This window comes from Paraoerskovia sediminicola, assembly GCF_030296575.1.
GTDB classification, from domain to species: Bacteria; Actinomycetota; Actinomycetes; order Actinomycetales; family Cellulomonadaceae; genus Paraoerskovia; species Paraoerskovia sediminicola.
Window position 1 is genome coordinate 2,396,397 of record NZ_AP027729.1, and the last position, 11,617, is coordinate 2,408,013.

Genomic DNA, 11,617 nt, shown 5'->3' on the forward strand with positions numbered 1-11,617 from the left:
GGCTGGGACGGTCAGTCGGTGTGCACGCCCAGCCAGAAGAAGTCGCGGGAACCCAGGGTCATCACGATCTTCCCGTCCTCGTCCACCGACGGGAACGCGGCGCCGCCGAACAGGTCGACGAGCCCGGCGCCGGCGTGGTCGGGCAATGTGACGGTGGTCGACCGGGCCGTCGCGGCGAGGTTCGTCACGCACAGGATCGTCTCGTCCGGGGTGCGGCGCAGGAACGCGAGCACGGACTCCTCGTCGCACTCCAGCGCGATGTACTCCCCGGTGCCGAAGGCCGGGTGCTGGCGACGGACGGCGAGCATGCCGTGGACCCAGTGCAGCAGCGACGTCGGCTGCGCGAGCTGCGCCTCGACGTTCGTGTGCTGGTAGTTGTGCACGAGGGACTGGATCAGCGGCAGGTAGAGCTTGCCGGGGTCCGCCGTCGAGAACCCGCGTTGCGGTCCGGGGTCCACTGCATGGGGGTGCGGACGGCGTCTCGGTCCGGGAGCCAGATGTTGTCGCCCATCCCGATCTCGTCCCCGTAGTACAGGCACGGGCTGCCCGGGAGGGACAGGAGCAGGGCGTGGGCCAGGTGGATCTCGGCGCGCGAGTTGTCGAGCAGCGGGGCGAGCCGACGACGGATCCCGACGTTGGCGCGCATCCGCGAGTCCGGCGCGTACCACCCGTACATCGACGCGCGCTCCTCGGTGGAGACCATCTCGAGCGTGAGCTCGTCGTGGTTGCGCAGGAACGTCGACCACTGCCCGGCCGCGGGGATCTCCGGGGTGTCGGCCAGGATCTCGACGATCGAGCCGGCCCGCTGGTCCTTGATCGCGTAGTAGATGCGCGGCATCACGGGGAAGTGGAAGCACATGTGGCACTCGGGCTCGGCGTCCGACCCGAAGTAGTCGACGACGTCGTTGGGCCACTGGTTCGCCTCGGCGAGCATGATGCGACCCGGGAACTCCGTGTCGACCATGGCTCGCACCTTCGAGAGGAACCCGTGCGTCCGCGGGAGGTTCTCGCAGTTGGTGCCCTCCTCCTCGAACAGGTACGGGACGGCGTCGAGCCGGAACCCGTCGACGCCGAGGCGCAGCCAGAAGCGCGCGACGTCGATCATCGCGTCGACGACGCGCGGGTTCTCGAAGTTGAGGTCGGGCTGGTGGCCGAAGAACCGGTGCCAGAAGTACTGCCGCCGCACCGGGTCGAACGTCCAGTTGGACGTCTCCGTGTCGACGAAGATGATGCGCGCGTCCCCGTACTTCTCGTTGTCGTCGCTCCAGACGTAGAAGTCCCCGTAGGGGCCCTCCGGGTCGGAGCGGGACGCCTGGAACCACGGGTGCTGGTCGCTGGTGTGGTTCATCACGAGGTCGATGACGACGCGCATGCCGCGCTCGTGCGCGGCGTCCATGAGCTCGGTGAAGTCCTCGACCGTGCCGTACTGGGAGGCGATCGCCGTGTAGTCGGCGACGTCGTAGCCTCCGTCGCGCAGGGGGGACGGGTAGAACGGGGGCAGCCAGAGGCAGTCGATGCCGAGCCACTGGAGGTAGTCGAGCCGCTGGATCAGTCCGCGCAGGTCGCCGGACCCGGCGTCGCCCGAGTCCGAGAACGCGCGGACGAGGACCTCGTAGAAGACCGCCGTCTTGTACCACTCGGGGTCGTCGCTCAGCCCCTGGGGGGATCGCGCCGGCGGGGTGGGCTGGCGTCGGGGCGGCAGCGCCGCGATGGGCGCGGTGATGGTCGGCGGCTCGCCGGTGGAGCGGCGCGACGGGTTCGCGTCGCCCGTCGGTGGCACCGCGGGGGGCATCTGGCCGGTCTCGGGAGCGGGTGGGTTCACGGGTGGTGCACCTCGATCACGTGCGCGACCCGGTAGTACGGGTCGAGGCGGACGTAGGGGTGGGCGTCCCACGTGTACGGGTCACCGGAGAGCAGGTCGTGGACGTCGACCGTGTCGTGGCCCTCGGGCACGCCGAGCGCGGCGAGGTCGAGGTCGACGGTCGCGACCTGGGCCGTCCACGGGTCGAGGTTGACCACGACCACGACGGTGCTCGCGGACCCGGTCGGGGAGTGCTCCGCCGGCAGGTGCCGGGAGAACGCGACGACGTGCTCGTTCGACGTGGGGTGCACGGTCAGGTTGCGGAGCTGGCGCAGGGCGGGGTGCTCGCGCCGGATCTCGTTGAGGCGACGCAGCAGCGTCTCGAGGCCGAGGTCGTCGGCGTGCCCCCAGTCCCTGGCCTTGTACTCGTACTTCTCGTTGTCGATCTGCTCCTCGACGCCCGGCCGGGGCACGTTCTCGACGAACTCGTAGCCCGTGTAGACGCCCCAGGTCGGGGAACCGAGGGCGGCGAGCGCGGCCCGGACCGCGAACCCGCTCGTCCCGCCGTGCATGAGGTAGGGCGGCAGGATGTCGTGGGTCGTGGGCCAGAAGCTCGGCCGCATGACGGAGCCCGCGGGACCGGAGACCTCGGCGAGGTACTCCTCCAGCTCCTCCTTGGTGTTGCGCCACGTGAAGTACGTGTACGACTGGTGGAACCCGATGGCGGCGAGCGTGCGCATCATGGCGGGCTTCGTGAACGCCTCGGACAGGAAGATCACGTCCGGGCTCTCGGCGCGGATCGTGCCGAGCAGGCGCTCCCAGAACACGAGCGGCTTCGTGTGGGGGTTGTCGACGCGGAACGCCGTGACCCCGCGCTCGATCCACAGGCGCACCACGCGCAGGATCTCCGCGTAGATGCCCTCGGGGTCGTTGTCGAAGTTCAGGGGGTAGATGTCCTGGTACTTCTTCGGGGGTTCTCCGCGTAGGCGATGGTGCCGTCGGCGCGGGTCGTGAACCACTCCGGGTGCTCGGCGACCCACGGGTGGTCGGGCGAGCACTGGAGGGCGAGGTCGATCGCGACCTCCAGGCCGTGCTCGCGGGCGGAGCCCACGAACTGCCGGAAGTCGTCCACCGTGCCCAGGTCCGGGTGGATCGCGTCGTGACCGCCGTGGGCGGAGCCGATCGCGTAGGGGGACCCGGGGTCGCCCTCGAGCGCGGTCAGGGAGTTGTTGCGGCCCTTGCGGTACGTCGTGCCGATCGGGTGGACGGGCGTCAGGTAGACGACGTCGAAGCCCATCCCGGCGATCGCGGGGAGCCGGCGCGCGGCCGTGGCGAACGTCCCCGAGCGCCACGTGCCGTCGGCGTCCTGCTCGGCGCCCTCGGACCTCGGGAAGATCTCGTACCAGGCCCCGGCGAGCGCCAGCTCGCGGTCGACGCGCAGCGGGTAGGTGGCGGACGGCGAGACCAGGTCGCGCAGGGGTCCGCGGGCCAGGGCGGCCCGCACCTGGGGCGACGTCGCCGCCCCGAGCCGTTCGAGCGCCGTCGTCGAGTCGTCCCCGAGGGACGCCAGCGCGTCCTGGATCGTGCGCGTGTCGGCGTCGGTGCGCTCGGTCGGCTGGTCGAGCGCCCGCCCGAGCACCAGCGCACCCTCGTCGAGCATGAGTCCGACGTCGACGCCCGCGTTCACCTTGATCGTCGCGTCGTGCGCCCACGTCGCGTACGGGTCGGACCAGCCCTCGACGCGGAACGTCCAGTCGCCGGGCGCGTCGGGGCTGACGAGCGCGCGGAAGCGGTCGAGGCCGGGCGCGACGTCGACCATCGTGACGGTGCTGTGGACCGACCCGTCAGGAGCGATCAGGACGGCGGACGCGGAGACCGCGTCGTGCCCCTCCCGGAACACGGTGGCCTCGATCGGGACGGCCTCGCCGACCGCCGCCTTGGCGGGCCAGAGGCCGCCCTCGATCGTGGGGAGACCTCCACGACGGGGATCCGGCCGATCGCGGGCTCGACCGTCGTCTCGGCGGCGGGAGGTGCCGGCGGGGCGTCGTCCGGGGCCGCCGGTGCCGTTGACGTCGCCGGTGACGGTGCTGTGGGCGTTGCGGGCGCTGCCGGTGCCTCGGGCCCCGCAGGTGCCGCCTCCGGCGACCCCGGGGTCGGCTCGGGCTCCGGGGCGTGCGCTACCGCTCGGACACCAGGGTCGGGGGTGGCCGCCGCAGCGACCTTGGTGGCGACCGCCCGAGCGGCCTCCGGGGCGACCGCCGATGCCGCCGGGGTCGTAGACGTCTGTGGGGCCTCGACCGGCGCAGCCTCGACCGGGGCGACCGCCGCTGCATCCTCGACCGGGGCGGCCGCCGTCACCGAGGTCACGGAGGCAACTGAGGTCGCTGTGGTAGCTGCCCGCGGGCGTGCCGGACGGCGGGGCGTCGCCCGGGTCGCGCGCGGCGCTCGCGGGGCGGTGGCGTCGGTGACGGGTCCGGCAGGGGCCGCGCCTGTGGGTGCGGTCTCGATCGTGGGGTCCGGTGCTGCGGGTGCGGGGGCTGCTTGCGTCGGCTGGCTCGGGTCACTGGACCAACCTAACGAGGTCGGACCGTTGCCCGCACCAGGGCGGGCCGGTGTCGCGGTCCCGATCGCGCGTCAGGCCAGCTCACCGGCGACCGACCGGGCCGCGACCCGACCCGTGAACAGGCAGCCGCCCAGGAACGTGCCCTCGAGCGCGCGATGGCCGTGGACGCCGCCGCCGCCGAAGCCTGCGGCCTCGCCGACCGCCCACAGGCCGGGGACGACCTCGCCGGAACCGTCCAGGGCGCGTGCCGAGGTGTCGGTGTGCAGCCCGCCCAGCGTCTTGCGGGTCAGGACGGAGAGCCGGATCGCGTAGAGCGGGCCGTCGGACGGCTCGGTGAGCGGGCGCGGCGGGGCGACCCGCATGACCCGGTCGACGAGGAACCGGCGGGCGGCGGCGGTCGCCACGACCTGGGGGTCCTTGCCGAGCCCGCTGCGGACCTGGTCGTCCCGCAGGGCGATGGTCCGCGCGAGGGCGTCGGCGTCGACGTGCCCCCGGTCCTCGGGGGTCGCGGCGACGAGCGCGTTCATCCCGGCCGCCAGCTCGGCGGCGTCACGCCCCCGGACGAACTCCGGCGACGCCTCGGCGAACCGCGCGACCGGACCCACCGCCCCGGGCAGCACCCGGTCGGCCAGCAGCCGCAGGTCGCGACCCGTCAGGTCGGGGTTCTGCTCGGAGCCCGAGAGCGCGAGCTCGGTCTCGAGGATCGTGCGGTTGAGCACGAACCAGCTGTGGGAGTCGCCGCGCCGCGTGATGTGCTGCAGCGCGCCCAGCGCGTCGAACCCGGGGAACAGCGGTGCGGGCAGCCGTCCGCCGTCGGCGTCGAGCCACAGCGACGACGGGCCGGGCAGGATCCTGATGCCGTGCCTGCCCCAGACCGGGGAGTGGTTCGTGATGCCCTCGGGGTAGTGCCACATGCGGTCCTCGTGGACGAGCGCTGCGCCGGCCCGCGCCGCCGTCGCGAGCATCCGACCGTCGGTCGAGCCCGGCACGCCCGAGAGCATCCGGGCCGGCAGCGTCCCGGCGCTCGCGGGCCAGCGGGACCGGACGAGCTCGTGGTCGGCCCCGATCCCGCCCGACGCGACGACGACGGCGCTCGCGGAGATCTCGACCTCGCCGACGACGTCCCGCGCGGAGGGCTCTCCCCGGCCGGCCGCGGACGGCGCGAGGACCTCGGCGCGGACCCCGGTGACGCGCCCGTCCGTGACGACCAGCGAGGAGACGCGGTGGCGGCCCCGGACGTCGAGCAGGCCGGCGCGGTGCAGGTCGAGGGCGTCGCGGACGAACGGCTCGAGGAGTCCGGGACCGGTGCCCCAGGTGACGTGGAACCGGGGGACGGTGTTGCCGTGGCCCCCGGCGAGGTGCCCGCCGCGCTCGGCCCACTGCACGAGCGGGAACCAGCGCACGCCCTTGTCGTGGAGCCAGCGCCGCATCTCGCCCGAGGAGAACTCCACGAACGCCTTCGCCCAGGCGTACCCGTGGCGGTCCGGGCCGACGCCGTCGGCCGCGCCCGCGTCGAACCGGGCCGAACCGCACCAGTCGTCGAGAGCGAGCGCGACGTCGTCCGACACTCCGAGGCGGCGCTGCTCGGGGGAGCCGACCATGAACAGGCCACCGAACGACCACCACGCCTGGCCGCCGAGGCTCGCGACCGGCTCCTGGTCGAGCAGGACGACCCGCCGCCCGGCCGCGGCGACGCCGGTCGCCGCGACGAGGCCCGAGAGCCCCGCTCCCACGACCACGACGTCCGTCTCCAGCGTTCGGGTGCTGCGCATCAGGTCACGCTACGGCGGCGTGCCGGTCGGTGCCCGTCGCGCGCCCGTCGCGTGCCGGTCGTGCGTCGGTCGCGCGCCGGTCGGACGGCGGACGAGCGGTCAGACGGAGACGTAGACGCGGGTGCTGAGCGGCTCGAGGACGACCTTGCTGCCGACCCCGACGACCTCCGTCTCCGGGTCCTCGTGGCGGTCGGCGGGGTGCTCCCAGTCGGAGTCCCAGACGAGCCGCCACCCCGACGGTCGCTCGCTGCCGGCGACCTCGAGTCCTGCGAGGCGGACGATCGCGTCGTCGAGCGACCCGTTGAGCACCAGCAGCACGTCGTGCGCGCCGTCCGCGGGACCCGTGCGCAGCATCTGGACGGTGCGCCGGGCGTGGTCGTTCCACCCCGCGTGGTCCAGCATCTTCCCCTTGGAGCCGAACCACACGAGGTCGGGCACGGCGGTCGAGACGGTGTGCCGGGGCAGGCCGAGGAAGAACGAGTCGGCCCGCAGCGCGCGGTGCGCGCGCCGCAGCTCGAGCAGGTAGCGGGTCGTGTCGAGCAGGTCCTTGCGCCAGGGGGCGAGGTCCCAGTCGACCCAGGAGATCTCGTTGTCCTGGCAGTACGCGTTGTTGTTGCCGCGCTGGGTGCGGCCCATCTCGTCACCCGCCGTGATCATGGGCGTCCCCGCCGAGAGCAGGAGGGTCGCGAGCAGGTTCCTGATCGAGCGGCGGCGCAGCGGCGCGATCTCGCCGGCAGGGTCGAGCGGGTCGTCGGTCTCCTCGACGTGGTCCTCGACGCCGTGGTTCCACGACCGGTTGTCGTTGCTGCCGTCGCGGCCGTCCTCGCCGTTCGCCTCGTTGTGCTTGTGGTCGAACGCCACGAGGTCGGCCATGGTGAACCCGTCGTGCGCGGTGACCATGTTGATCGACGCGACCGGGCCGCGCGCCAGGGGCATGCGGCCGTGCCCGAAGAGGTCGGCGCTGCCGGCGAGGCGCGTCGCGAGCTCGCGCACCCCGGCCGTGCCCCGACCGTGGGACGCCTCCTTCGGGTCGGAGAGCCAGAACTGCCGGACGGCGTCACGGAAGCGGTCGTTCCACTCGCCCATGGGGGCGGGGAAGTTCCCGGTCTGCCAGCCGCCCATCCCGACGTCCCACGGCTCGGCGACGAGCTTGAGGCCGCTGAGGACCGGGTCGGTCTGGAGGGCGACGAGGAACGGGTGGTCGGGGTCGAAGCCCTGGGGTCGGCGGCCGAGGGTCACGGCGAGGTCGAAGCGGAACCCGTCGACCCCGACCTCCTGGGCCCAGTAGCGCAGCGAGTCCAGGGCGAGCTGCACCACCCGCGGGTGCGTCAGGTCGAGCGTGTTGCCCGTGCCGGTGACGTCGGCGTAACGGACGGGGTCGGCGTCGTCGTGCGCGTAGTAGCTCGTGTCGTCGAAGCCGCGGAACGACAGGTGCGGACCGTCGTCGCCCGCCTCGCCCGTGTGGTTGTAGACCACGTCGAGGATGACCTCGATGCCGGCCTCGTGCAGCAGATGGACCATGCCGCGGACCTCGTCGAGCACGGCGCTCGCCCCCGCGTCCTGGGCGGCCTGCGTCGCGTAGGCGGCGTGAGGGGCGAAGAACCCGATCGTCGAGTAGCCCCAGTAGTTGTCGAGCCCCTTCGCGACGAGGTGCGGCTCGGGGACCGACGCGTGGATGGGGAGCAGCTCGAGCGCGGTGATGCCGAGATCCTTCAGGTGGGCGACCGTCGCGGGGTGCGCGAGGCCCGCGTAGGTGCCGCGCAGATCCTCGGGGAGCGCCTCGAGCTGCTTGGTCAGCCCGCGGACGTGGGCCTCGTAGATCACGGTCCGCGACCAGGGCACGTGGGAGTGATGGACCGGGGCGTGGTCCCCGGGCGACGCCACGACGACGGACAACGGCACGTGGCCGAGCGAGTCCCGCGGGTCCGGGGGCCGAACAGGTCACCCTGCACGCCGCCGTCGGCGGGGTCACCGGTGGCGACGTAGCCGTAGGTGACGGCGGAGTGGTCGAGCTCGCCGACGATCCCGCGGGCGTACGGGTCGAGGAGGAGCTTCGCCGGGTTGTGCCGGAGGGTCGCGCGGGGGTCCCACGGCCCGTCGACGCGGAACCCGTAGCGCTGGCCCTCCCGGATGCCGGGGACGTGCGCGTGCCAGACCCCGTACGTCGGGCCGTCGAGCGGGATGCGCCGCTCGCGCAGCCCGCTGCCGGCAGCGGCCGCGCCGTCGGTGCCTTCTGCGGTGTCGCCGCGCGCGGTGCCGCTCCCGGTGCCGCTCCCGGTGTCGCCGTCGATCAGGCACAGGTCCACGCCGGTCGCGTGCGCCGCGAACACCGCGACGTCCACGCCGTCGCCGGCCAGGTGCACCCCGAGCGGGGCACGTGACCGTGCCGGTCCGTGGAGGTCACTGAGGGGCGGGCGGTCGGTTCGAGCGGATTCACGCCCACCATTGTCCCGCATCGGTATCCGGCACCGACCATCTGGTCCGGATGCGGTCGTGCCGCGTGCTGGACAGGCGCTGCTCCGCCCGGCGCCCGCAGCGTAGGATCCTGCGCGAACCTGCCCCGAGGAGGAGTCACCTTCATGCGGATCGTCGTTGCCGTGAAGAACGTCCCGGACATCCAGTCCGACCGCGCCTTCGTCGAGGGGCGCGTCGACCGCGTCCCCGAGGACGGCACCCTCAACGAGCTCGACGAGAATGCGCTCGAGGCGGCGCTCCGGATCGTCGAGGCCCTCCCCGAGGACGAGCGCGCGCAGAGCGAGGTCGTCGCGGTGACGATGGGCGACGAGGACGCGGAGGGCGCCCTCAAGAAGGCGTTCCAGCTCGGGGTCGACCGGGGCGTGCTCGTGTGCGACGAGGCGCTCGCGGGCTCGGACTACTTCGCGACCGCCCGCGTGCTCGCGGCGACGGTGCGCGCGATCGAGGAGGAGGGCCAGGTCGACCTGGTCCTCACCGGCATGGCGGCGCTCGACGGCCTCGGCTCGGTCGTGCCGGCCCTGCTGGCCGCCGAGCTCGACCTGCCGCAGCTCACGCTCGCCGGCGAGCTCGTCGTCGAGCCGGCGACGGACGGGGGCGCACCGCCCGCGTGACCCGCGAGCTCGGCCACGAGACGGAGGTCCTCGAGGCCACGCTGCCCGCGGTCGTCTCCGTGACCGACCACGCCAACGAGCCGCGGTTCCCGAACTTCAAGCTCATCATGGCGGCGCGCAGCAAGGAGGTCGAGGAGTGGGCCCTGGAGGACCTCGACCTCGACCCGGCGTCCGTCGGTGACGCGGGCGCCCGCACCCGCACGGTGCGGGCCGAGCCGGCGCCCGACCGCCCCGAGGTCGAGATCGTCGTCGACAAGGGTGAGGGCGGCACCGCCCTCGCCGAGTACCTCATCCGCAACGACCTGGTCTGAGAGGCAGCATCGTGACCGACCGCACCGTCCTCGTCCTGATCGACCACGCCGCGACCGCGCTGCGCTCGCCCGCGCTCGAGCTCCTCACCGTCGCCCGGACCCTGGGCGAGGTCGAGGCCGTGACCCTCGAACCGGCGTCCGACACGACGCTGGGCCAGCTCGGCGCCCACGGCGTCGGGACCCTGCGCCAGGTCGAGCTCGACGGCATCGACGCCGACCAGCAGTTCCTGACCCCCGTCGTCGCGGAGGCCCTCGGCGCGGCCGTCGACGCCTCGGGCGCCTCCGTCGTCCTGCTGACCTCGTCGTTCGCGGCGAAGGAGTCGGCGGCCCGGCTCGCGTTCGCGCGCGGCGCGGGCCTCGTGACCGACGCGACGGCCGTGACCGTCTCGGACGCCGGCCGGGTGGTGGCGTCGAAGCGCCCGTTCGCCGGGACGTGGGACACGGCCTGCGAGATCACGACCGATCTCGCGGTCCTGACGGTGCCGGCCAACTCCGCCGTCGCCGCCGAGGCCGCACAGCCGGTCGCGACGGCGGTCGAGGCCGTCGCCGTCACGCCCACGGCCTCGGCCACGCGCGCGCGTCTCGTGTCCCGGACCGTCCACCCCGCAGGTGACCGTCCGGACCTCGCCGAGGCCGCGGTCGTGGTCACCGGTGGCCGTGGGACCGACGGCGACTTCGGCCCGGTCCTCGACCTCGCCGACGCCCTGGGTGCCGCGGTCGGCGCGAGCCGGGACGCGGTCTACGAGGGCTGGTTCGACGAGTTCGTCGGCCAGACCGGTGTCACCGTCTCGCCGCGCCTGTACGTCGGCGCCGGGATCAGCGGGGCGCCGCACCACCGCGGCGGCATGCAGTCGTCGCAGGTGATCGTCGCGGTCAACAACGACCCCGAGTGCCCCCTCTTCGAGATCAGCGACTTCGCGGTCGTCGGCGACCTCGCGGAGGTCCTGCCGCAGGCCGCCGCCGCGATCCGGGCGCACCGCGGAGCCTGAGGTCCGCGACACCGGGCTCGTGACGCCGGTCCCGTCCGCTCAGATCCCGAGCTGCTCGAGCCACGCCGTCGCGGCGACCGACTGGGCGCGCTGGACCTCGCGCAGGTGCGGCACGCCGGGCAGCGGTGGTTCGAGCGCGGACGAGACGAGGTAGCCGGCGACTCCCGCGACCACGGCGCGCACGTCGGCCGGGTGCACGGTCGCGCCCAGGGGGTGCGCCTCGAACATGCGCGCGAGCTCACGCCCGACGGCGCGTCGGTGCTCGGGGGACGAGCCGGCGGTGACCCCGTCGAGCTCGCCGACGATGCCCTGGGTGCCGAGGCCCGGCAGGAACAGCGCGAGGTCGAGCCACGCCGCGCCCCGCGACGCGTACGGCCAGTCGAGCAGGTAGACGCGGCCGTCGGAGAGCAGCATCGTGTCGGACCGCAGGTCGCCGTGCACCAGCGACTCGCCCTCGCAGGCGATGAGGACGCTCTTCTCGATCTCGGCGAGCTGGGCGAGGCGGCCCACCGCCCAGGGGGCCAGGTCGACGAGCGCCTCCTCGGCGTCGGGCTCGGCGGCGAGCGACGCCCAGCCGGAGCACATCGAGGCGAGGTCGGGGCCGGTGGGGCGCAGCTGGAGCCCGCGCGCACCGTCGACGCGGGACAGGTCGTCGATCGTCGACAGGACCCGCGCCAGCGCGTACCGGCTCCAGGGGTGTTCGGGTGGTCCCCGTCGATCGCCTCGTAGGCGATGACGATCCACTCGTCGTCGGCATAGGTCCAGAGGAACTCGGGTGCCGGCACGGTGTCGGGCAGGCGCACCGCGGTCTCGGCCTCGGCCCGGTGCAGCTCGGCCGTGAAGGGCTCGTCCGTCAGGGACGCGGCCTTCACGAAGATGCGTCGCCCGGACGCCAGCACGAGGGTCGACGTGACGCCCAGGCTCATGCCCGGGCGGGCCGGGTGCTCCTCGACGACCGTCGAGCCGGTGATCGCGTCGATCTCCGACCGGACCGCGGCGGGGATGCCGGCCCATGTGGTCCGGGCGTTGCCCGAGCCCGACGGCGAGCCCGTGGACGAACCCGACGACGCGCCCCGTCGGGCGTCGCGCCCGTCG

Annotated in this window: 7 protein-coding genes and 2 pseudogenes; 3 read left to right on the plus strand and 6 right to left on the minus strand. The window is 73.7% G+C overall.

The features are described 5' to 3' along the window. Positions 1-11 precede the first annotated feature (11 nt). The 5 genes and pseudogenes from treS to QUE47_RS16915 form a co-directional block, all read right to left on the minus strand. A pseudogene (gene treS / locus QUE47_RS11140) lies at positions 12-1,792 on the minus strand (maltose alpha-D-glucosyltransferase). A 26-nt stretch (positions 1,793-1,818) separates the two neighbouring features. Continuing rightward, a pseudogene (locus QUE47_RS11145) lies at positions 1,819-3,799 on the minus strand (alpha-1,4-glucan--maltose-1-phosphate maltosyltransferase). Positions 3,800-4,435: 636 nt separating this feature from the next. Beyond that, positions 4,436-6,136 (minus strand): FAD-binding dehydrogenase, encoded by a 1,701-nt coding sequence (locus tag QUE47_RS11150; protein WP_286217348.1) that lies wholly within the window; start codon positions 6,134-6,136, stop codon positions 4,436-4,438. 99 nt (positions 6,137-6,235) lie between these two features. Next, positions 6,236-8,038: a glycogen debranching protein GlgX gene (gene glgX, locus QUE47_RS11155; protein ID WP_350227544.1), complete on the minus strand. Its 1,803-nt coding sequence runs from the start codon at positions 8,036-8,038 to the stop codon at positions 6,236-6,238. Then, entirely contained in the window at positions 7,957-8,499 is a 543-nt protein-coding gene (locus tag QUE47_RS16915) for a hypothetical protein (RefSeq protein WP_350227545.1), read from the minus strand. The genes glgX and QUE47_RS16915 overlap by 82 nt, the downstream gene beginning before the upstream one ends. 216 nt (positions 8,500-8,715) lie before the next feature. Here QUE47_RS16915 and QUE47_RS16920 point away from each other — a divergent pair, with 216 nt between their 5' ends. Genes QUE47_RS16920 through QUE47_RS11165 form a run of 3 tightly spaced genes read left to right on the plus strand, consistent with a single transcriptional unit; the run spans position 8,716 to position 10,522 of the window. Beyond that, positions 8,716-9,222, plus strand: coding sequence for an electron transfer flavoprotein subunit beta/FixA family protein (locus QUE47_RS16920; protein WP_350227546.1), 507 nt, complete (start codon positions 8,716-8,718; stop codon positions 9,220-9,222). Then, the gene (locus QUE47_RS16925) at positions 9,219-9,533 is read left to right on the plus strand and encodes an electron transfer flavoprotein subunit beta/FixA family protein (RefSeq protein ID WP_350227547.1); all 315 of its coding nucleotides are present in this window, start codon (positions 9,219-9,221) and stop codon (positions 9,531-9,533) included. The genes QUE47_RS16920 and QUE47_RS16925 overlap by 4 nt, the downstream gene beginning before the upstream one ends. Positions 9,534-9,544: 11 nt before the next feature. Next, a complete protein-coding gene (locus QUE47_RS11165; RefSeq protein ID WP_286217349.1) occupies positions 9,545-10,522 on the plus strand; it encodes an electron transfer flavoprotein subunit alpha/FixB family protein in 978 nt (325 codons plus the stop codon). Between the two features lie 39 nt (positions 10,523-10,561). Here QUE47_RS11165 and QUE47_RS11170 read toward each other — a convergent pair whose 3' ends face one another. Next, positions 10,562-11,266 (minus strand): phosphotransferase, encoded by a 705-nt coding sequence (locus QUE47_RS11170; RefSeq protein ID WP_286217350.1) that lies wholly within the window; start codon positions 11,264-11,266, stop codon positions 10,562-10,564. Positions 11,267-11,617: the final 351 nt, after the last annotated feature.